This window comes from Janthinobacterium sp. MP5059B, assembly GCF_001758645.1.
GTDB classification, from domain to species: domain Bacteria; phylum Pseudomonadota; class Gammaproteobacteria; order Burkholderiales; family Burkholderiaceae_D; genus Janthinobacterium; species Janthinobacterium lividum.
In genome coordinates this window covers 237,978-260,020 of sequence record NZ_LRHX01000022.1, presented here as the reverse complement: position 1 = coordinate 260,020, position 22,043 = coordinate 237,978, and the positions used below count along the sequence as shown (strand labels likewise).

The 22,043-nt window shown below is 62.7% G+C and carries 19 protein-coding genes; 3 read left to right on the top strand and 16 right to left on the bottom strand.

The features are described 5' to 3' along the window. Positions 1 to 76: 76 nt before the first annotated feature. Together JAB1_RS27115 and JAB1_RS27110 are read right to left on the bottom strand one after the other, a co-directional pair. Positions 77 to 835 (bottom strand): 3-hydroxyacyl-CoA dehydrogenase, encoded by a 759-nt coding sequence (locus JAB1_RS27115; RefSeq protein ID WP_034782099.1) that lies wholly within the window; start codon positions 833 to 835, stop codon positions 77 to 79. A gap of 150 nt (positions 836 to 985) precedes the next feature. Continuing rightward, positions 986 to 1,399 carry a hypothetical protein gene (locus JAB1_RS27110; protein WP_139144700.1) on the bottom strand — a complete coding sequence of 138 codons (414 nt, stop codon included), beginning with the start codon at positions 1,397 to 1,399 and terminating at the stop codon, positions 986 to 988. A gap of 300 nt (positions 1,400 to 1,699) precedes the next feature. Here JAB1_RS27110 and JAB1_RS27105 point away from each other — a divergent pair, with 300 nt between their 5' ends. Then, positions 1,700 to 3,757, top strand: coding sequence for a TonB-dependent receptor (locus JAB1_RS27105; protein WP_083300026.1), 2,058 nt, complete (start codon positions 1,700 to 1,702; stop codon positions 3,755 to 3,757). 103 nt (positions 3,758 to 3,860) lie between these two features. Here JAB1_RS27105 and JAB1_RS27100 read toward each other — a convergent pair whose 3' ends face one another. The 8 genes from JAB1_RS27100 to JAB1_RS27070 all read right to left on the bottom strand — a co-directional run bounded on the left by JAB1_RS27100 (position 3,861) and on the right by JAB1_RS27070 (position 10,797). Beyond that, the gene (locus JAB1_RS27100) at positions 3,861 to 4,295 is read right to left on the bottom strand and encodes a hypothetical protein (RefSeq protein ID WP_070282710.1); all 435 of its coding nucleotides are present in this window, start codon (positions 4,293 to 4,295) and stop codon (positions 3,861 to 3,863) included. A gap of 190 nt (positions 4,296 to 4,485) precedes the next feature. After that, positions 4,486 to 6,609, bottom strand: a complete 2,124-nt coding sequence (locus JAB1_RS27095) for a sodium-translocating pyrophosphatase (protein ID WP_070282708.1) — start codon at positions 6,607 to 6,609, stop codon at positions 4,486 to 4,488. Between the two features lie 180 nt (positions 6,610 to 6,789). Further along, a complete protein-coding gene (gene adk, locus JAB1_RS27090; protein WP_034782090.1) occupies positions 6,790 to 7,446 on the bottom strand; it encodes an adenylate kinase in 657 nt (218 codons plus the stop codon). A 244-nt stretch (positions 7,447 to 7,690) separates the two neighbouring features. Next, a complete protein-coding gene (gene kdsB / locus JAB1_RS27085; RefSeq protein WP_070253520.1) occupies positions 7,691 to 8,446 on the bottom strand; it encodes a 3-deoxy-manno-octulosonate cytidylyltransferase in 756 nt (251 codons plus the stop codon). A gap of 2 nt (positions 8,447 to 8,448) precedes the next feature. Beyond that, complete coding sequence (locus JAB1_RS29075) at positions 8,449 to 8,625, bottom strand: Trm112 family protein (protein WP_010395789.1); 177 nt, start codon at positions 8,623 to 8,625, stop codon at positions 8,449 to 8,451. After that, entirely contained in the window at positions 8,606 to 9,661 is a 1,056-nt protein-coding gene (lpxK, locus tag JAB1_RS27080) for a tetraacyldisaccharide 4'-kinase (RefSeq protein WP_070282706.1), read from the bottom strand. Before lpxK ends, JAB1_RS29075 begins: the two co-directional genes overlap by 20 nt. 93 nt (positions 9,662 to 9,754) lie before the next feature. Continuing rightward, positions 9,755 to 10,195: a biopolymer transporter ExbD gene (locus JAB1_RS27075; protein WP_034782086.1), complete on the bottom strand. Its 441-nt coding sequence runs from the start codon at positions 10,193 to 10,195 to the stop codon at positions 9,755 to 9,757. Then, complete coding sequence (locus JAB1_RS27070) at positions 10,192 to 10,797, bottom strand: MotA/TolQ/ExbB proton channel family protein (protein WP_070224614.1); 606 nt, start codon at positions 10,795 to 10,797, stop codon at positions 10,192 to 10,194. The genes JAB1_RS27075 and JAB1_RS27070 overlap by 4 nt, the downstream gene beginning before the upstream one ends. An 854-nt stretch (positions 10,798 to 11,651) precedes the next feature. Between JAB1_RS27070 and JAB1_RS30055 the strand changes: the two genes are divergently transcribed. Beyond that, a complete protein-coding gene (locus JAB1_RS30055) occupies positions 11,652 to 11,810 on the top strand; it encodes a hypothetical protein (RefSeq protein WP_175445123.1) in 159 nt (52 codons plus the stop codon). 315 nt (positions 11,811 to 12,125) lie between these two features. After that, positions 12,126 to 13,487: an exodeoxyribonuclease VII large subunit gene (gene xseA / locus JAB1_RS27065; protein ID WP_070282704.1), complete on the top strand. Its 1,362-nt coding sequence runs from the start codon at positions 12,126 to 12,128 to the stop codon at positions 13,485 to 13,487. 93 nt (positions 13,488 to 13,580) lie between these two features. Here the strand turns inward: xseA and JAB1_RS27060 are convergent, their stop codons facing one another. From JAB1_RS27060 to JAB1_RS27035, 6 genes are all read right to left on the bottom strand, one after another. Continuing rightward, positions 13,581 to 16,031 (bottom strand): TonB-dependent receptor, encoded by a 2,451-nt coding sequence (locus JAB1_RS27060; RefSeq protein ID WP_070282702.1) that lies wholly within the window; start codon positions 16,029 to 16,031, stop codon positions 13,581 to 13,583. 107 nt (positions 16,032 to 16,138) lie between these two features. Next, a complete protein-coding gene (locus JAB1_RS27055; RefSeq protein ID WP_070282700.1) occupies positions 16,139 to 17,191 on the bottom strand; it encodes an ATP-binding cassette domain-containing protein in 1,053 nt (350 codons plus the stop codon). A gap of 1 nt (position 17,192) precedes the next feature. Then, positions 17,193 to 18,557, bottom strand: a complete 1,365-nt coding sequence (locus tag JAB1_RS27050) for a GH1 family beta-glucosidase (RefSeq protein ID WP_070282698.1) — start codon at positions 18,555 to 18,557, stop codon at positions 17,193 to 17,195. A gap of 41 nt (positions 18,558 to 18,598) precedes the next feature. After that, positions 18,599 to 19,417 carry a carbohydrate ABC transporter permease gene (locus JAB1_RS27045; RefSeq protein WP_070282696.1) on the bottom strand — a complete coding sequence of 273 codons (819 nt, stop codon included), beginning with the start codon at positions 19,415 to 19,417 and terminating at the stop codon, positions 18,599 to 18,601. Then, a complete protein-coding gene (locus JAB1_RS27040; protein ID WP_070282694.1) occupies positions 19,414 to 20,403 on the bottom strand; it encodes a sugar ABC transporter permease in 990 nt (329 codons plus the stop codon). Before JAB1_RS27040 ends, JAB1_RS27045 begins: the two co-directional genes overlap by 4 nt. A 7-nt stretch (positions 20,404 to 20,410) precedes the next feature. Continuing rightward, positions 20,411 to 21,700 carry an extracellular solute-binding protein gene (locus JAB1_RS27035; RefSeq protein ID WP_083300025.1) on the bottom strand — a complete coding sequence of 430 codons (1,290 nt, stop codon included), beginning with the start codon at positions 21,698 to 21,700 and terminating at the stop codon, positions 20,411 to 20,413. Positions 21,701 to 22,043 lie beyond the last annotated feature (343 nt).

Below are 22,043 nucleotides of genomic sequence, written 5' to 3'. Positions count from 1 at the left end.
CGATAAAAAAAGGGCGCACAGCCAGGCAAGGCTGTACGCCCCATACGGGGATATCCTACATCAAATCATGCCAGGCTTATTTCGGTTGCATGCGGATCGCGCCGTCCAAACGAATCGTCTCGCCATTGAGCATGACGTTTTCCACGATGGCTTTCACCAGTTGCGCGTACTCGCCGGGCTTGCCCAGGCGCGAAGGGAACGGCACCATCTTGCCCAGCGCATCCTGCACTTCGGCCGGCATGCCGAGCAACATCGGCGTTTCGAAAATGCCGGGCGCCACCGTCATCACGCGGATGCCGTTGCGCGACAGGTCGCGCGCCATCGGCAGGGTCAGTCCCACCACGGCCGCCTTCGACGACGCATACGCGGCCTGGCCGATCTGGCCATCGTAGGCCGCCACGGAAGCCGTGTTGATGATGACGCCGCGCTCGCCTTCAACGGTGGCATCCTGCTTGGCCATGGCGTCGGCCGCCAGGCGGCACATATTGAAGGTACCCACCAGGTTGATGTTGACAACCTTCTGGAACAGGGCCAGCGGATGCGGGCCGTCCTTGCCCACGGTTTTCACGGCCGGCGCCACGCCGGCGCAGTTGACCAGGCCGCGCAAGGTACCCAGTTGGGTTGCGGCGGCCACCACGGCCAGGCCGTCTTCTTCCGACGTCACGTCGCACTGCACGAACACGCCGTTCAACTCCGCGGCCAGCGCCTGGCCCGCCTCCGTCTGCACGTCGGCCAGCACGACCTTGCCGCCGGCTGCCGTCAGCATGCGCGCAGTGGCCGCGCCCAGGCCCGATGCGCCGCCCGTGATGATGAATACATTGTCCTGAATCTGCATGAAATCTCCTGAGTGATAAGGGCCGTGTTCCCGGCGCCTGATGAGTGCATGGTGTCGTGCATTACGTTTACGTAAACGTAATGTCGGCGACAATTGTAGCCATTTTTGCGGGCACCGAGCGAAAACTTGCAGCGCTGGCGTATGGAAGAGCTAAAAACACTGGATGAAAGCGCCGTTGCGGTGGCAGATGCGCCCGTTGGCATCGAGCGTGGCATTGCCCGCACCGTTATAGCGCACGCCGGCAGAGTCGCGGCAACCGCCCGTATCGCATGCACCGATGGGCTGCGGCGCGCGCGGCATCGGTACGGCCGGGCTGGGCGGCAGGGGCGCCGTGGGCACGACGGGCGGCACGGATTGCACCGGCATGCGGCCGATCACCTGCGCCATGGAACGGCGCGGCTGCACGGGCGGCGCCGGGCGGCATGGTTCCACCGCCAGCTTGCTGCTGTCGCGCGGGTCGAGCTGGCACACGGGCAAGGACTCAGGCGCCTGCTGCTGCGCCCAGGCATGGCCGCCAGCCGATACCGACATGCCGCAAGCCAGCGCCACTATGCTTTTTGTCATCCGCTTCATGCCCTCTCCCAACGCTTCCATCGCCCGGTTTTCATTATTGGCACAGGCCGCGCCAGATGCCAGCAAGGTAACAATTACTCACGTTTGCTGGTGCCGCACACCGCCGATGCGCGTCCGGTAACGGTGTTTTATTTCCTTTCAGTACTTTCTTTCTTGCCAGCATGGCATTACAATAAGAACGATTCTTATTCTCATTAGTGGAGTGAGAGCGCAATTTATTATCTTTTCACTCATTTATACCCGAGCCACCCGGAAGGCAGCCAGGAAATAACAATATCCGGAAAGTTCATCATGACCCAGCGTAGTTCCGTCTTCGTAGCCCCCGTCGCCACTCCCGCCCGCTCCATTCATTCCGCCGCCCTGCTCCTGCCCTGCCTGCTGTCGCTGGCCGTCAGCAATGCCTGGGCCGAAGGCAATGTGGCCGCCGATCCCACCATGAACACGGTAGTCGTCACCGCGTCGGGCACGGCCATCGATATCAAGGATGCGCCGGCCAGTATCAGCGTCATCACGCGCGAGGAAATCGAACGCCAGCCCGTGTATGACTTGAACACGCTGCTGCGCCGTATCCCCGGCGTGACGGGCGGCACCAGCCCTGAAGGCGAGGCGTCGAAGATCAAGCTGCGCGGCTTGCCCGACAAATACACGCTGATCCTGGTCGATGGCAAGCGCGTGGGCAGCTCGGCCGACACGGCTTACCGTCCCGACCTGGGCCGCCAGGACTTGAACTGGATCTCGCCCGACATGATCGAGCGTATCGAAGTGGTGCGTGGCCCCATGTCCTCGTTGTACGGATCGGACGCCATGGGCGGCGTGATCAATATCATCACGCGCAAGGTGCCGGGCAAATGGAACGGTTCGGCCACGGCCAACTACACGCAGCCGCAGGACAGCGACCGCGGCACGGCGCACCAGCTGGGCGTAAACCTGGCCGGCCCCCTGTCGGACACGGTCGGCATGCGCCTGGGCGTGAGCCAGTCGCGCCAGAACGCCGATAAAAAATTCGACAAAGCGGGTGGCATGGGCGGCGAACGCAACCAGACTGTCTCGGGCCAGCTGAGCTGGGCGCTGGACAAGAAACAGAACCTGTCGCTGGACGCCAGCTATGGCAGGCAGGAAGCCAGCGATTCGAGCGCGCATGATGCGGATGGCGAGCCGCTGGTCTACAGCTGGGGCGCCAACAAACTGATACGCAAGAGCGTCAGCCTCGGCTACGAAGGCCGCTGGGACTTCGGCAAGGCGACGGTCAATTTGTACCACAACGATTTCGACAACGAAGTCGTCGGCACGGTGGCGAAATCCAAGGACAGCACCCTGGACGCCAGCCTGGAGAAACGGGTCGGCTGGGGCGGCATCGAGCAAATGCTGGTGATGGGCGGCCAGTGGAAGCACCAGGAGCTGACGAATACGGACACCATCGGCACCGTGCCCACCGATTACCTGGGCAACCCCGTAAGCGGTGCGACCCTGTCGGGCACCACCTCGGCCCTGTTTGCGGAAGACCAGCTGTTCCTGCGCGAAAACCTGACCGCCACGGCTGGCCTGCGCCTCGACCACCACAGCAAGTTCGGCAACCACTACAGCCCGCGCCTGTACCTCGTGTACCACCCTGCCCCGGCCTGGACCATCAAGGGCGGCATTTCGCAAGGCTTCCGCGCCCCGAGCCTGAAGGAAAACTCGCCGGCGGCAGCGACCAACTCGGGCGGACGCGGTTGCGGCAGCCTGAAACCGCTGGGCTACATCACCGGCTCCTGCTACATGGCTGGCAATGCGGACTTGAAGCCGGAAACGAGCACGGCCGGCGAGATCGGCGTGGCGTGGGAACAGAATGGCTGGGATGTAGGCCTGACTTACTTCCACACGGATTTCAAGAACAAGATCGACTATGCGCCGCTGGGCTTTTACCAGAAACGCTGGTGGACCAAGATGACGAATATCCAGAAGGCGCGCACCAGCGGCCTGGAAGCGACGGCCACCATCCCGCTGACGAAAAACCTGAACTGGCGTAACAACGTCACCTACATGGCGGAAGCGAAGAACCTGACCACCGGCGCCAACCTGCTGTCCACGCCAAAACTGTCGTGGTACTCGGCGCTGGGCTGGCAAGTCAACGACCAGCTGTTCGGCGAAGTATCGGCCCAGTACACGGGCAAGGAACTCGATGCGGGCAAGCTGGCCGAAAAAGCCTACACCATCGTCGACACCGTCGTGTCGTACAAGGTCACGCCACAGTGGACCGTGCGTGGCGGCGTGCAGAACCTGTTCAAGAAAGGCCCCATGGCCGATGGACTGGTCGACTATTACGTGCCGGGACGGCGCATGTTCGTCGGCCTGACGTCGCGTTTTTAAGGCCTGGCTGTAAGACATGATGGCGGCAGCGTGACGGCGTTGGCCGGCACGTTGCCAGCATGGGCGCCGCCCTTCACCACCCGTTCCTGTTCATGCCGGCGTCTCAGCGTCCGCCCAAGGCCGTCACTGCGCGCCATGGCGTCAGGCAATTTTTCACATACGGATAATAGCCCTGCGGCCGCGCGCAGTAATACCACATCTGCGCCGTCGGTACGCCGCCCTGCTCGATATACACGGGCGGCAGCGGCACGACGAGCGTGCGGCCATACGGATAACGGTAGGGATAGCCATACCACGGGTCGCCATACCAGCCCGGCCCATAGCCCCACGACGACCCCATCCATACGCCCACCTGCGGGCGGCCGTGAAAGTGGCCGTGATGACCATGGTGGCCATGGAATTGGCCGTGCCCCATGTGCGCGCCATGCCCGCCCCGTCCACCGTGTCCGCCAGGCCCGGCCGCAGCTGCGCCGCTGAGCGCCAGCCCCACCACCAGCAGCACCAGCCACACGCCACGTCTCTTGTACTTGCTGTCCATGACATCCTCCCGCCATGCACCATCAACGGTGACTATCACTCCATTATTGGTCGCTGCGGCCGGAAGTCAAAGGCAGGGTAACAAATGCTCACCGTTGATACGCGAGGGATACGGATGGCAGGAAAGTTTCGCGTGTGCACAGAAAAACAGCCCCGCTGGCTGCGGGGCTGTCGAGCGTGTGTGCGCTGCCTTACTGCGCCGGCAAGACCTGCGCCGGTGTCGCCGGCGCCAGGATGGGTGGCACGGGCGCATGGATGGGTGCCGGCGCCTTGACCGCCAGCCAGCCCGTGGCCGGCAGCAGCGGCACCAGCAGCAGGGCCACGATATTGATGATCTTGATCAAGGGATTGACTGCCGGACCGGCCGTATCCTTGTACGGATCGCCCACCGTGTCGCCCGTGACGGCCGCCTTGTGCGCATCGGAACCCTTGCCGCCGAAATGGCCATCCTCGATGTATTTCTTCGCATTGTCCCAGGCGCCGCCGCCCGTGGTCATGGAGATGGCCACGAACAGCCCCGTGACGATCGTTCCCATCAAGAGGCCGCCGAGCGCCGCTGGCCCCAGCAGCATGCCCACCACGATGGGCACCACCACGGGCAGCAGCGAGGGCACGATCATTTCGCGGATGGCCGACGCCGTCAGCATGTCGACGGCCTTGTCGTATTCGGGCCGCGCCGTGCCTTCCATGATGCCCTTGATGTCGCGGAACTGGCGCCGCACTTCCACCACCACGGCGCCGGCCGCGCGGCCCACGGCTTCCATAGCCATGGCGCCGAACAGATACGGTATCAGGCCGCCGATGAAGAGGCCAACGATGACCATGGGGTTCGACAAATCAAAGGTGATGTGCTGGCCCACGGATTCGAGCGCATGCGTGTAGTCGGCAAACAGCACCAGCGCGGCCAGGCCGGCCGAGCCGATGGCATAGCCCTTGGTAACGGCCTTGGTGGTGTTGCCGACGGCGTCGAGCGGATCGGTGATGGCGCGCACGGAGTCTGGCAAGCCCGACATCTCGGCGATGCCGCCCGCGTTATCCGTGATCGGGCCATACGCGTCGAGCGCGACGATGATGCCCGCCATCGACAGCATCGAGGTGGCCGCGATGGCAATGCCGTACAGGCCCGCCAGCTGGTACGAAACGAGGATGGCGACGCAGACGGCCAGCACCGGATACGCAGTGGATTTCATCGACACGCCCAGGCCGGCGATGATATTCGTGCCGTGGCCCGTCGTCGACGCTTCGGCGATGTGGCGCACGGGCTTGAAGTCCGTGCCCGTGTAGTACTCGGTGATGTACACCATCAGGCCCGTGAGGACGATGCCGACGACGGTGGCGCCCAGCATCTTGTAGCGCATGGCGTCATCGGGCCACAGCAGCCACGTGACGACGGCAAAGCCGACCAGCGACAGGCCGGCCGCCCACCACAGGCCCGTGTACAGGGCCGACATGATTTTCGCACCCGGCTTGGTCTTCACCATCGAGCAGCCGACGATGGAGGCGAGGATGGAGACAGCGCCCAGCAGCAGCGGATAGAGGATGGCCGTGCTGCTGGCCTCTGCCATCAGCAAGGCGCCCAGCAGCATGGTGGCGATCAGGGTCACGACATAGGTTTCGAACAGGTCGGCCGCCATGCCGGCGCAGTCGCCCACGTTGTCGCCCACGTTGTCGGCGATGACGGCAGGGTTGCGCGGATCATCCTCGGGTATGCCCGCCTCCACCTTGCCCACCAGGTCCGCGCCCACGTCGGCGCCCTTGGTGAAGATGCCGCCGCCCAGACGCGCGAAGATGGAAATGAGCGAGGCGCCGAAGGCCAGGCCGATCAGGGGCTTGATCAGGTCATGCTGGGTCAGGCCGGGCGCGCCCGTCGTCACCAGCAGCCAGTAGAACAGGGTCACGCCCAGCAAGCCCAGTCCCACCACCAGCATGCCGGTGATCGCCCCGCCCTTGAAGGCCACGTTCAGCGCCTGGTTGATGCCCAGGGTGGCCGCCTGCGCCGTGCGCACATTGGCCCGCACGGAGACATTCATGCCGATGAAGCCGCAGGCGCCCGACAGCACGGCGCCGATCAAAAAGCCCAGCGCCGTATGCAGGCCAAGCAACGCATAGATGGCGATCAGGAGCACCACGCCGACGATGGCGATGGTGCGGTACTGGCGCGCCAGATAGGCGGCCGCGCCCTGCTGGATGGCCAGGGCGATTTCCTGCATGCGCGCGTTGCCTGGATCCTGCCTCAGGATCCAGCTGCGCGACACCAAACCGTAAATGACTGCGACCACGCCGCAGGCTACCGCAAACCACAAACTGGCTGCCATATCGTCCCCTTCTGTTTTTATCCGACGTCATTGCCAACAGCTGCAGACCGCACCGGGTAGGCACGCGCAGCCAGGAAAACACGACCTGCAAAAAACCTGAACTACGAAAACGATGTGGCACCGCTGCTGAAAAGCGGGCACAAAAAAAGCGGACACTCAGGTCCGCTTTTCATAAACTGCTTATTCCGCCAGGGCGGCAAATGCGCTGTCGCGGATTTGCTCGACCGGACCGACGCCGGCGATGCGGCGGTATTTCGGTGCGCCTGGCAGGCCGGATTTGGCCCAGTCATTGTAGTAGCCCAGCAAGACCTTGGTCTGGTTGTGGTACACGTCCAGGCGCTTCTTGACCGTTTCCGCCTTGTCGTCGTCGCGCTGGATCAGCGGTTCGCCGGTGATGTCGTCGATGCCGTCGACCTTGGGCGGATTGAATTTGACGTGGTAGACGCGGCCCGAACCCGGGTGGCTGCGGCGGCCATCCATGCGCTCGATGATCGACGCGTCAGGCACGTCGATTTCCAGCACGTAGTCGACATTGATGCCGGCATCTTTCATGGCGTCCGCTTGCGCGATGGTGCGCGGGAAGCCGTCGAACAGGTAGCCATTGGCGCAATCGGCTTCCTGCAGGCGGTTCTTGACCAGGCCGATCATGATGTCGTCCGACACGAGGCCGCCCGCATCCATGACTTTTTTCGCAGCCAGGCCCAGTTCCGTGCCTTCCTTGATCGCCGCGCGCAGCATGTCGCCCGTGGAGATTTGTGGAATGTTGTATTTTTCTTTGATGAAATTAGCTTGGGTGCCCTTGCCGGCACCGGGTGCTCCTAAAAGTATCAGACGCATTGAAAAGTTCCTAAAAAACAGATTTTGGATGGTGGTATGTGTAATTATTTTTAGATGGTGTTGCTAAGGCTATCTTTCCCTACGAAACTTACCACAAAAAAACCCCGGAACGCCAGTTTGCTATCGAATTGCTATGCCCTGATTGATCAAAGCCAGCAATTCGCACGACGCACGTTTCAAAATGTGGTTTTTACTGCAGGCACACAAAATTATATTTGCACGCCTGCCGTTTTGCGGGTAGCGCTTACAGGGCGCCGTAGTGGGCTTGCACCCTGGCAAGATCTTCCGGCGTGTCGACACCGGCGGCTGGCGCCGAGTCCGTGACATGCACGGCGATGGCCACACCGTGCCACAGCACGCGCAACTGCTCCAGCGCCTCGATGGCTTCCAGCGGCGAAGCGGACAATTGCGGATATTCTTGCAAGAACGCATTGCTGTATGCATACAGGCCGATATGGCGCAGCGGCACGTAGCCAGCCGGCAGGCTGTCTTTCGATTGCGCGAAACCGTCGCGGTGCCACGGGATGGTGGCGCGCGAGAAATACAAGGCGCGGCCATTCTTGTCCAGCACGACCTTCACCACGTTCGGGTTGAACGCATCCTGCACATCATGCAGCGGATGGGCGCAGGTGGCCATGGGGACGGCAGCGCTGATCTGCGCCGCGCAGGCGGCCAGCAGGCCCGGATCGATCAAGGGTTCGTCGCCCTGCAGGTTGACGACGACGGCGTCCAACGGCAAATCGAGCGTGCGCGCCACTTCGGCGATGCGGTCCGTGCCCGACGGATGATCGCTGCGCGTCATGCACACTTCCACGCCATGCGCGGCGCAGGCGGCGCGGATGCTGTCATGGTCGGTGGCGACGATGACGCGCGCGGCGCCCGACAAGGCTGCCTGCTCGGCCACGCGCACCACCATGGGCTTGCCGCCCAGGTCAGCCAGCGGCTTGCCCGGCAGGCGCGTCGAGGCCAGGCGGGCCGGGATGATGACGATGAACGCCATCGCTATTCCACTGCGTCTTGCAGGGTGCGCGCTTCGTCCGCCCACATGATGGGGATGCCATCGCGGATCGGATAGGCCAGGCGGTCGGCGCGGCAAATCAGTTCCTGCGCCTTCTTATCGTGTTCAAGCGGACCCTTGCAAACAGGGCAGACCAGGATATCAAGCAGTCGAGCGTCCACGACATTTCTCCACAATTTGTTGGGCCAGCGCGCTATCGATGCGCGCACTGACGGGGACGACCCACAGTCTCGGGTCATCTTTGAGATGTTCAATTTGCGCACATTTTACTGCATCCTTCTCGGTGATCAAGATCACATCCGTGTCGAGCGCCGCAAATGGCTGGTCTAGGAAGTCGTGATGGTCGGGCAGAGGCAATTCCATGAAGTCCAATCCGGCCCCGCGCAGCATGGCAAAGAAACGCTGGGGGTTGCCGATGCCGGCCGCCGCCACGATGCGCTGGCCGCCAGCCGCCAGGGTCGCCAAAGGCATGCGCTCGCCGCGGTCGAGCAGGCGCTCGGCCACGCCACCGGCCAGCAGCATCTGCACCACCAGCCCGCCCTGCGGCGCGGCCCTGGCCACCAGTGCCGGCGCCAGCTCGGGCGCATTGATCACCGTCACATCGCGCCGGCGGCGCGGCGATTCGCGCAAAGGCCCCGCCGGCAGCAGCCAGCCATTGCCTGCGCCGCGGCCGTCGAACAGCACGATTTCCACGTCGCGCTGCAAGGCGTAATGCTGCAAGCCGTCGTCCGTCACCAGCACGTCGACGTCGGGATGCGCGGCCAGCAGCGCCCTGCCCGCTTGCGCGCGGTCGCGCCCCACCATCACGGGGCAGCCGCCGCGCTGGAAGATCAGCAGCGGCTCATCGCCCACCTGCTGCGGCGTGGAAGCGGCGCTGACGGCGCGCGGCGCACGGTCGGCGCTGCCATGGCCGCGCGAAATGACGCCCGGGCGCATGCCCGCCTCGCGCAAGGCTTGCACCAGCCAGATCGTCAGCGGCGTCTTGCCGGTGCCGCCGATAAAAATATTGCCGACGACGACGACGGGCACGGGCAGGCGCGCGGATTTCAGGAGGTTGGCGCGGTACAAAACGCGCCGCACGGCGCTCAGGGCGCCGAACAGCAAGGATACAGGCCACAGCGCGCACGCCAGCGGACCGCGCGTCAACCAGACGCGGGTGAGAGTGGTTTCAAGCTTGGCGGGAGAGGATGTGGGCATGCGTGTCAACTAAAATTGGAACCCAAAATCGACACCTGGGGTCGGACCCTGAGGGTCCGACCCCGGCACTTCGGTTGGGGTTGGAGGTTGGCCTTACTTGCCACCCGCCTGCGCCGCAAACGTCAGCTTTTCATAGCCGGCCAGGCGTGCCGCTTCCATCACGTGGATGACCATCTGGTGCATGGCGAACTGGTCGGCGTTGACCACCACCACGGGCGTCTGCGCGGGTGCCTTGCCGCCATTGGCTGCCTTGGCCGCGCTTTGCAGGGCGTCGGCCAGGCCGGCCACGTCGCGGAACGAGACGGGCTCGCGGTTGACCGTGTAATTACCCTTGGCATCGATGGTGACGTCGATCTGCTGCGGCTTGTCCTTGGCTTGCTCGGCGTCGGCCGTCGGCAAGGTGATCTGCAGCTCCGTAAACTTGCTGTAGGTGGTGCTGACCATGAGGAAGATCAGGATCACCAGAAGCACGTCGATGAACGGGATCAGGTTGATTTCGGGGTCTTCACGCCCCTTGCCTTTGCGGAAGTTCATTTGCGGCCACTGTGGACGATGTCGACGAACTTGACCGCTTGCTGCTCCATGTCAATGACGAAGCTGTCGACGAGGGCGCGGAAATGGCGGTAGAAGACCAGGGTCGGCATGGCGATGGCCAGGCCAAAGCCCGTGTTATACAGGGCCACCGAGATGCCGTGGGCCAACTGTGCGGGATTGGAGCCGCTGGCGTTTTGCGAGCCGAAGATTTCGATCATGCCCACCACCGTGCCAAACAGGCCCATCAGCGGAGCCAGGGTGGCGATGGTGCCCAGGGTCGTCAGGAAACGCTCCAGCGTGTGGGCCACGCCGCTGCCCGCCTCTTCGATCGATTCCTTCATCACCTCGCGTGGCGCGTCGACATTGCGCAGGGCGGCGGCCAGCACCACGCCCAGCGGCGAATTGTCTTCCAGCTTGGCCACCGTGTCCGGCGTGATCTTGCCGCTGCGATACACCTGCACCACTTCATCAAACAGCTTGCGGGGCAGGATCTTGGCGCGTCGCAAATACAGCAGGCGCTCGATGATCAGGGCCAGGGCGACGATGGAAGCGATCAACAACAGCCAGATGGGCCAGCCAGCGGCTTGAAATATAGCGAGCAAAAGAAACTCCTGGAAAAGGGAAGGCGATGGACCGCCCGAACAGCCTGTATTGTACCGAGCGCCGAAGACCGATTGTACGTCCGCGCAGGAATGGCGCAATGTAGCGCGTTGCCGCGCCGGCGGCAAGTGGCGCCCGCATGGCAGTTGTCCACACGGCGCAGCGGACGCCCACCGCCGGCGCCCGGTTTTGCACATTTTATGTGGATAAGATTGTGAGCAAGCATGAAGTCCATCAGGCAAGCCATTGATTTATATGCATATTATAGAACTGCGCAAAATACAGGCATAGCAGCTTAACGGCAGTAGTCAATATCAATAAATCAATATTTGAAGAGTTCTGCACATTTACTGTGGACAAGATTGTGCGCAAAGCCCGGGAATTCAATTAAGCCATTGATTTTAAAGGAAATTAAATCAATGAGTAAAAAAGTGGCAGCGGGCGCGCGATACGCGGCATAGTGGCCGTAAAAGTTCTGCACACAATCTGTGGACAAGATTGTGCGCAAGCTCAAAGATAGGCGCCAAGCACATTGATTTATATCGTTTTTATTGCCATGCATAAAAATGTAGCACGACCTGAAAAGCGGGGTTTTCGGCGTCCGATTTCACTTCAACACGGCAGTTTTTAAGCGTGAAGGCAGTTCCACACATAAAGTGTGGATAAGATTGTGAGCAAGCGGATTGACTCCATGTAAGAGCATTGATTTTAAAGGAGTTTTTTTCAATGCTGAAAAAGGAGGCAGTGGAATGCTCTGGTCGTGCAGTGAAAAAGCCGGCGAAAAGGCGAAACGGTTTATGCAGTTTTGCACACATTCTGTGGATAAGATTGTGAGCAAGGCGTATGACGTGACGCTATGCCCTTGATTTATATGGCTATTTTTATGCTGCGCAAAATTCAGGCAAGCCATGCCATGGGCGTTCCGGTGGATAAATCAGGCGCTGTGCCAGAGTTCTGCACATTTTTTGTGGATAAGATTGTGCGCAAGGCCATGCATGGCATACTAAGCGATTGATTCCTATACACTTTATTTCGGTGCGCAAAAATGTAGCACGGCACTTTTATCGCTCAATGCTGGCTTGTCAGGCAACGTTTGTCCAAGGCAAAAAGTTCCGCACACTTTCTGTGGATAACTTTGTGCGTAAGTGGCAGGGGCTTTACTGATGTGCTTGATATTAAAGGTTTTTTTCCTTGTGCACGCAAATCAGGCATACAGGAATTCATCATGAAATCAAATACTTAGAAATAGAACTTGTTGTTTTGCACGATATATGACATAAGCATGACCTCGCCGATAATATGTGGACAGTTCCCTCCCCCATAGCACCAGATGATGACCGATACTCCAACTGACAGCGGCTTTGCCGCCCCGCCCGTGCTGACCGTCAGCGCCCTGAACCAGGCCGTCGCGCGTCTGCTCGAGCGCTCGTTTCCCCTGACATGGATCGCCGGCGAGATTTCCAACTTCACGCGCGCCGCGTCCGGCCACTGGTATTTCACATTAAAAGATGATGGCGCCCAGGTGCGCGCCGTGATGTTCCGCGGCCGCGCCCAGTTTGCCGGCTTCACGCCGCGCGAAGGCGACAAGGTGGAAGTGCGCGCCCTCGTCACCCTGTACGGCGCGCGCGGCGATTACCAGATCAACGTGGAAGCCATCCGCCGCGCCGGCGTGGGCGCCCTGTATGAAGCGTTTCAGCGCCTGAAGGAAAAGCTGGCCGCGCAGGGACTGTTCGACCAGGAACGCAAGCGCGCCATCCCCATGTTCGCGCGCAGCATCGGCATCGTCACCAGCCCGCAGGCGGCCGCCCTGCGCGACGTGCTGATCGCGCTCAAGCGCCGCGCACCGCACGTCTCCATCATCCTCTACCCCACGCCCGTCCAGGGCCAGCAGGCGCCGGAAAAGATCGCGCACGCCATCCGCACGGCATCCACAAGGGCCGAGTGCGACGTGCTGCTGGTGTGCCGTGGCGGCGGCAGTATCGAAGATTTGTGGTCGTTCAACGATGAAGCCGTGGCCCATGCCATTGCCGGTTGCTCCATGCCCGTGATCAGCGGCGTGGGACACGAGACGGATTTCACCATCGCCGACTTCGCGGCCGACCTGCGCGCAGCCACGCCGACGGCGGCGGCCGAACTGGCGGCCACGCCGCGCGCCGACTGGATGGCTTCCCTGCGCGCCGATGCGGCCGACCTGCGCCGCGCCATGCGCCGCAGCCTCGACGATGCGGCGCAGACTCTGGACCACCACAGCCGCCGCCTGCTCAACCCGAAGGCGCAGCTGCAGCAGCAGCGTTTGCAGCTGCTGGCCCTGTCGACGGCCATGACGCATGCGGCGCGCGCGCCCGTGAACCAGTCGCAGTACGCACTCGAACGCCTGCGTGCGCGCTGGGCGGCCTTGCGGCCCGACGTCGCGGCGCCGCGCGCGCGCCTGGAAGAAATGCAGCGGCGCGGCGGCGCGGCCATGGCGCAGCAGCTGGGACAGCGGCGCCACCGCCTCGACGGCCTGGCGGCGCAGCTGGAGCTGTTGAATCCCCAGCGCACCCTGGAACGCGGCTACGCCATCCTGCGCGATGAGAAAGGGGCGATCGTCCGCTCGCCGGCGCAACTGCAGGCGCGCCAGAACGTCAATGTGCGCCTGGCCGAAGGCAGCGCGCAGATCGGCATCGCCAGCGTGCAAGCGAGTTTGGAATAAACGCTGGAATAAAAAAGGCCGGGGAAGCTCCCCGGCCCAACACCTACCCTACTGAGTGGACTGCTACTGCAACTGCTCTTTCACCCTACGCCATCAGAACTTCATCGACACGCGCGCGCCAAAGGTGCGCGGCGCGTTGTAGAAGGCGCCGTAGATCTGCTGCGTGGGCTGGCATGGCATGCCGACGTCCGTGCAGATTTCATTGACGTCAAGCTTGACCGCCTTGTCCGTAGCGTTCTGCACGAACGCTTCCACCGTATAGGCCTTGTTCGCCGGCTGGAAGCGCAGGCTCAGGTCCAGGGTCGTGTAGGCTTCCTGGCGCTTGACGCCGGCATGGCCCGGCACGTCGCCGTTGAACGCGCCCGCGCCCACATACGACATGGTTTCATAATGCACCGAGGCGCGCGGCGTGAGCTGGCCGCCGGCGACATTGAAATCATGCTCGTACTGGACTGTCGTGGAAAACTTCGGCGCATGCTTCATGGTGCTGCCGCCCACGTTCACCAATGGCGCCGTCGAACCGCAGGACTGGCCATTCGCGCGCGCCGCATCGACGTCGCACGACATGAAGTCGTCATACACGGCTTTCAGCCAGGTGGCGTTGCCCGTCAGGCGGTCGACCTTCGTTGGCCGCCACACCCATTCCGCTTCCAGGCCCTTGACGGTGGCGCCGGCCGCATTGAAGTTGGCCAGCACGCTGTTGACCACCTGCGACTCGAGCTTGTCCTTGTACTTCATCAGGAAGGCATCGAGGTTCAGGGTCAGTTCGCGGTTCAGCAGGTCCGACTTGAAGCCGATTTCATAGCTGGTCAGCTTTTCCGGCTTGGTGGTGGCGCCGCCATCGCCGATGGCAGGCGAATGGAAGCCCGTCGTCACGGAGCCGAACAGCAGGATGTCCGGGCGCAGCTTGTACTCGATGCGGCCCAGCCAGGTGGCCTGGCCGTATTTCAGGTCGGCCGTATTGTCGCCCGGCGTATTGTTGCAGGTGGCCGCCGTGATGGCGCCGCCAGGACCGATATTGTGCGTGTTGGCCAGGCCCGTGCCCGGCGTGACCAGCTGCGCCAGTTGATCGGGCGTGAGCACGGTGGTGCCCAGCGGCGTGTTGGCAGGCCAGTTCGGGCAGGCCCAGTTCTTGCCACCGACGTCGAATTTATGGTCTTTCGTGTAGCGCGCGCCGGCCGTCAGCTTGATCTGATCCGTCAACTGCTGGCTGACCTGGCCGAATACGGCCTTTGATTTGAGCTGGCGGTCGCCCTGGATGAAGGACATGGCCGAGGCATACTGGCCCACGGTCGGCTGCACGAAGATCACGGCGCCGTTGGCGATATCCTGCTGCACGGCGGCCTGCGAAATCTGGCTGCGGTCGATATCGAAGCGCACCTTGTTCTTTTCGTTGAACAGGAACAGGCCGGCCACCCACTGGAACGGCGCATCGTCGTCCGAACGCGCCTGCAGCTCGTGCGAATAGCTGTCGAACTGCGCCCAGTCGGTGCGGTTTTCCGACTTGAAGCCGGGGAACAGGCCCGCATCGGCATCGTTGCTGTTCTGGCGCTTGTATCGGCTCCAGCTGCCCAGGTAGGTGAAGTCCAGCGCATCGGTCGGCTTGTAATTGAGCTTGCCCTTGTAGGTCAAAATCGACTGGTCCAGGGTGCCCGGCGTGTCGATCAGGGCCGAACGCAGCTTCTCGCCCCGTTTCGGTTCGGCCGCCAGGTACACATTGCCGGCGCCCTGGTCGAGAAAGTAGTCGGCGATGAACGTACCGCGCAGTTGCGGCGTGAACTTCCACAGCAGCGAGGCGCGCACGCCCATCTGGTCGCCGGCGCCATACTTGGCCGTACCCGGCATGACGTTCGAGCCGCGGCGGAAATCCACCGTACCGTCGTGGCTATCCTTGATGGCGGCGATGCGCAGCGCCACGTCGTCGGAAAACGGGATATTGATCATGCCCTGCGTCTGCAAATGGCGCTTGTCGCCCACCGTGATGCCGGCCGAACCCATGAACTTGGCCGTGCTCGGCGCGGCCGACACGAGGTTGACGGCGCCTGCCGTGGAATTGCGGCCGTTCAGGGTGCCCTGCGGTCCGCGCGCCACCTCGACGTGGGACAGGTCATACATCAGCGCCGTGGCGCCCTGTGGACGCGGCGAATACACGCCGTCGACATAGAAGGCGACGGCCGGGTCGCCCAGCTCCGTGTGGTTGGCCGAACCGACGCCGCGCATGTAGACGTGCACGCCGCCCGAGTCGCCATGCTGCTCGACGACGAGGCTCGGCACCATGGTGGCCAGCGACGCCAGGTCCTTGACCTGGTTGTTTTGCAGGGTGTCCTGGTTGAAGGCGGTGACGGCCAGCGGCGTCTCCTGCACGAAGGTATTGCGGCGCGTGGCCGTGACGACGATGCGGTCCATCTGTTCTGAGGCCGGTTTTGCCGCGTCCGCGGCCGCAGTGTCCTGGGCCATGGCGGCGCCGCTGCCCAGCAAGATGAACTGGGCGAATGTCGCATGCGCCAGGCTGAGGGCGATGGTATTGCGTTTGAGCTGTTGCATTGTTGTTGTCTCCTGTACCGCTGGTTGAATGATGATCACATAGCTCTTTGGCTACTGCTGCACATTTTTTGGGTGTCAATCTGAAGTCATGTCGCCTCCGTGCGGGGTCAATGGGTAGCCACGGCGCGCCCGGCCGTGTCGAATAGAAAGGCATGGCCTTCTTCCGGCGCGAAGCCGATGGCGCTGCCCTGCGCCAGCGCGTGGCGCGCCTCGCCGTGCAGCTTGATGGCCACCGCATGCGGTCTGCCGTCAATACCGCCATCGAGCGTCGCGTGAATGATTTGCGCATCGCCCAGCTGCTCGATCAGGGTGACGGTGGCGCCGTAGCCCTCCTCGCGCGGCACCAGGCGCAGGTGTTCAGGACGTATGCCGACCAGCATGCCCGCCTCGCCACCAAGCTGGCTGGCCAGCGCCGGGACGGCGGCGCACGGCAAAAAATTCATGCGCAGCGCGCCGATGAAGCCGGCCACGAACTGGCTGGCCGGATGGCGGTACAGGTCCAGGGGCGCGCCCACCTGCTCCAGGTGACCGCCGTGGAAGACGGCGACCCTGTCGCCGAGGGTCATGGCCTCGACCTGGTCGTGCGTCACGTAGATCATCGTGGTGCCCAGTTCCTGGTGCAGCTTGGCCAGCTCGATCCGCGTCTGCACGCGCAGCGAGGCATCGAGGTTGGACAGCGGCTCGTCAAACAGGAATACCTTGGGCTGGCGCACGATGGAGCGGCCGATGGCCACGCGCTGGCGTTCGCCGCCGGACAAGGCCTTGGGTTTGCGGTCGAGCAGGTGCGTGATCTGCAAAATCTCGGCCACCTTGCCTACGGCCGCGCGCACCTCGGCCTCCCCCTTGCCCGTCAATTTGAGGGCAAAGCCCATGTTGTCGCGCGCCGTCATGTGCGGATACAGGGCGTAGCTCTGGAAGACCATGGCGATGCCCCGCTCTGCCGGCGCCACGTCGTTGGCCAGCAGGTCGCCGATGCGCAGCTGGCCCGCGCTGATGTCTTCCAGTCCCGCGATCATGCGCAGCAGGGTCGACTTGCCGCAGCCGGACGGTCCCACGAAGACCATGAATTCGCCGTCATGGATATCAAGGTCCAGGCCCTTGACGATTTCCGGACCGTCGCCGTAGGTCTTGCGGATGCCGCGCAGGGAAATGGCGGCCATGTCAGTGCTCCCCGGCCAGGACGGCCGCATCGGCATGCGCGGCGCGCTGCGCGGCGATGAAGTCGCGGTACCACAGGGCGCTGTCCTTGAAACTGCGCTGCTGCGTGGCGTAGTCGACGTACAGCATGCCGAAGCGCTTGGCGTAGCCGGAGTTCCACTCGAAGTTATCCATCAGGCTCCAGTAGAAATAGCCGCGCACGTCGATGCCTTGCGCGATCACGGCGCGCAAGGCGTCCAGGTGCAGTTGCACGTACTCAATGCGCGGTTCGTCATGAATCTTGCCGTCGACGGGCTTGTCGGCAACCGCCATGCCGTTTTCCGTGATGTAGACGGGCGGCAGCCGATATTCGCGGTGCAGGCCCACGAGCAGCTCCGTCAAGCCTTGCGGATAGGTTTCCCAGCCCATGTCGTTGACCCCGAGCTTGCATTCGGGCTTGCGCGGCGGCGTCTCGGCGCTCATGAAAGCGCGCGTGTAGTAGTTCACGCCAAGGAAATCGATAGGCTGTTTGATATCTATGAAATCGTTTTCAAATATAGATAAAGCAGAAGCGTCGACGTGTTTCAGGGCCAGGGCCGGGTAGCGGCCCTTGAAGATGGCGTCCATATACCACTGCACCGAACGCGCATATTCGAGTTCGGCCAGCTCACGGTCCTGGGCGCTGTCGGTGGCCGGCGTGGCAGTCCACTGATTGAGCACGATGCCCAGTTTCGCCGGCGCGTTCACCGCGCGCATCGCCTGCATGGCCAGGCCGTGCGACAGCAGCAGATGGTGCGACACTTGCACGGCGGCGGCCGGATCGGCCATGCCGGGGGCGAACTGGCCCGTGCCGTGGCCCAGCACGGCCGTGCACCACGGTTCGTTATGCGTGGCGATGCTGGCGACCTTGTGGCCGAAGCGGCGCGCCACCTCGGCCGCATAGGCGGCGAAGTGGTAGCAGGTGGCGCGATTGAGCCAGCCGCCCTCGTCCTGCAGCGCTTGCGGCAAGTCCCAGTGATACAGGGTCAGGTGGGCGTCGAGTCCCTTGGCAGCCAGGACGTCGAGCAGGCGCGCATAAAAGTCGAAGCCCGCTTCGTTCCAGGCGCCGGAACCGGCCGGCTGCACGCGCGACCAGGACATGGAAAAGCGGTAGGCGTTCACGCCCAGGTTGGCGATCAGCTCCACGTCCTCGGCATAGCGGTGATAGTGGTCGCAGGCCACGTCGCCATTGCTGCCGTCTATGATCTTGCCATCCGTATGGCTGAAGGTATCCCAGATGGATGGGCCGCGGCCATCGATGGCGGCGGCGCCCTCGATCTGGTAGGCGCTGGTGGCCACGCCCCAGGTGAAGGTGGCGGGAAAGTTGCTGTCAATATCGTCGTTATGCATGGTGGTGGTATCAGTGTGAGGGGTTGAAATAAGTGAGTGCATCAGCCTTTGACGGCGCCCTGGGTCAGCCCTTCGATCAGGCGCTTGGAGGCAACAAAAAACATCAGCAGCAGCGGCAGCACGGCAATGGCGGCGCCTGTCATCAGCGCGCCCCACTCCGTGTTGTTCGGCGCCTGCATGCTGCGCAGGGCCAGCGGGATCGTGTAGTTCTCGACCGAGCGCATGACGACCAGCGGCGTAATGAAATTGTTCCACGAGTTGATGAAGGTGATCAGGCCCAGGGTGCCCATGGCGGGGCCGATCAGCGGCAGCACGACCCGCCAGTAGATGGCGAACTCGCCGCAGCCGTCGATGCGCGCCGCCTCGATCAGGTCCTTCGGTATCGCCGTGCCGATGTACTGGCGCATGAGGAAGATACCCAGCGCGCCTGCCGCTCCCGGTACGTACAGGGCGCGCGGCTGGTCCAGCCAGCCGAGGAAATCCATCAGCATGAAGGTGGGGATCATGTTCATGAACGACGGGATGATCATCGATGCCATCACCAGGGTAAACAAGGGCCGCTTGAAGCGGAACTCGTACATGGCGAAGGCATAGCCGCCCAGCGAGCAAAAGAACAGGGTCAGTGCCGTCGTCATCAGGGCCACGTACAGGCTGATGCCGATATTGCGCCAGAACGGCAGGCGCTCCTGCAGCAGCTCGATGTTGTTCAGCAGGGCCGTGCCGAACCAGCGCGGCGGCGGCAGGCTGTAGATCTCGGCGCTCGTGTGCGTGGCGAAGACGAACATGAAGTAGAACGGCGCAACCATGATCAGGGCGCCGATGGCCACCATGGCGTAGGCCGTCCAGCGGGTGGTTTTCATCGGACCTCCTTGCGTTCATTGCGGCTGAAGATGCGGTTATTCACCCACGTGGTGCTGGCGATGATGAGGAACAGCAGCCAGGAAATGGCCGATGCCGTGCCGAAGTCGCCCGAGGAAAACGCCGTCTTGTAGACGAAGATGGCCGTCGTCATCACCGACTGGCTCACGCCGCTCGATTCGGCCACCAGCACGAACGGCTCTTCGAACAGCTGCAGATTGCCCATGATGGTGAGGGTCACGGCCAAGTAGATCATGGGGCGCAGCTGCGGCAGGGTGATGTACCAGAACTGCTGGCGTTTCGAGGCGCCATCGATGGTGGCTGCTTCGTACAGATCCTTCGGGATCACCTGCAGCGCGGACAGGTACAGCACCAGGTTCCAGCCCAGGTAGCGCCAGAAAATGACGAAGGCGACGGCCGGCTTGATGAACAGCGAGCTGCCCAGCCAGTCGATCGATTCTGCCGGAAACAGGCCGCCCACCAGCGGCAGGCTGGCGCACCATTGGATCAGTACATTGATCTGCCCATAGTCGCGCGAGAACAGGGTATTGAAGACCATGGCGATGGCCACGCTGGACGTGATGAACGGTAAAAAATAGATGCCGATCACCAGGTTGCGCGAGCGCTTGAAGCTGTTGTGGATGAAGGCCGCCAGCGGAATGGCCACCAAGTGCTGCGGCACGCCCGAGGCCAGCGCCAACCACACGGTATTGCCCAGCGAGCGCAGGAACCACGGGTCGCTCAAGGCATACTTGTAGTTGTCCAGGCCCACCCACTGCATGGCTTCCACGCCGCTGGCCGCTTCCCACTGGTTGAACGACAAATAGATGGAGAACAGCAGCGGGAACAGGCTGAAGACGGCGAACAGGATGAAGAAGGGGCTGATGAAGATGTACGGCGCCCACTGCTTCCTGTTGAAGCGTTTCCTGGCGGGCTGCGCTGCCGCAGCAGCGGGCGCGCCCTCGGTACAAGGCATGGAGGTAGTCATGCTGCTCCTAGCGCCGCGCGCGGTGGGTGATCAGAGCCTTGGCGTCGGCCAGGGCCGTCTTGATATCCTTGTTTTGCGCCAGCACGCTTTCCAGTTCCATGTTGACGATGTCGCGCGCCACGGCGTCGAACTTGTCGACGCGGATGACGGGGATCTTCGCCGCCGTGTCACGCGCCAGCAGGCGCGTCTTCTGGCCGCCGAAATACGCCTGCGGCTCGTCCATCATCGGGTCCGCATAGGCTGCCTTGAGGGCCGGAAAGGCGCCGATCTCTTTCAGCGAGTGCAGCTGGATATCCTTGTTGACGGTCATGAACTTGATGAATTCCCAGGCCTGGGTTTTATTCGCCGCCTTTTTCGGAATGCCGTAGAAGGAGCCGCCGTACGACGCCAGCGCGCCGGCCGGCAAGTTCGCCGCGCGCCACTGGCCGGACGAAGCCGGCGCCAGCCACTTGGCCAGGTGGCCGCTGAGCCACGATCCCATCATCTGGCTGGCCACCTTGTCGCGTTTGAAGCCTTCGGCCCACTCGCCCGTCCAGGCCACGGTGCGCGCATCGATGCCAGCCACCCGCGCCGCCTTGGCCAGCTCGAACGCCTTCACGAAGCGGGGCGAGTCGACCAGCACCTGACCCTTGTCGCCAAAGTAAATGCCTTCGCCATCTTTCAAATTGGCGCGGATATAGATGTCGGCCAGGTCGCTGGCGCCGGCCAGCAGATAAGTGCCGGTGGCGGCCTTGAGTTTCTTGCCGGCGGCGATATACGACTCCCACGATTGCGTCAGGTCGGTTTCCTTGATGCCCGCCTTGTCCATCAGATCCTTGCGGTAGAACAGGGTGCCCGGTCCCAGGTCGGCCGGCATGGCGCCCAGGGTGCCGCGCGAACTGGTCGCCTGCACGAAGGTGAACGGCACGAACTGGGCGCGGTACTGTCCTGCCCCGTATGGCGCTTGCAGCAAATCTTCCATGCCCTTCGATTCGGCGAAGCTGCCGACATAGCGGAAGTCGATGGCCATCACGTCGGGCAGGCGCGCGCCGGCCGCCAGCGCCGTCGTCATCGAGTTGTGATGATCGTCGATCTGCAGGCTGACCAGCTTGACCTTCACTTGCGGATACAGTTTTTCCCACAGGGGCAAGGCCGTCTTGACGGCGCGGTCCAGGTCGGGGAACGAGGCGACGGTAATCGTGGCCGGGGCCAGCGTCGGCAGGGCTGCAGCCGGCGGAACGGCTGCGGGCGCGGCGGCCACATTGGCGGCCAGGGTCAGCGCTGCCAGCGGGGCGGCGCCAAGGATGCTTGACTTCATTATTTCATCTCCGTTTATTGAGCGTTTTCTATCTTGAAAACGTTTTCACAACATGTGTCCATTTAACACCGCAAAGAAAATCAAGTCAACCGAAAAAGTTGTCATTTTTATTGAAGGCAGCATGGCAAGCGGCACGCCGTGGCGCGTTTTCTCCTATGAAAAAGCGCAAAAATTCGTCATTTGCGCTGCCGTTGTTTTTTGTGAAAACGTTTTCATATGGAGGTCGAGCGGGTCGCCGAGGCGCGCGAGCGCGTCATCCGACGCATTGCTGGCGGCAAAGGCATGGTTCCAAGGCATTGCTTGGCCTTGATGTGTCGGCTTACGCCCTGCGGGCTAAGCCGAC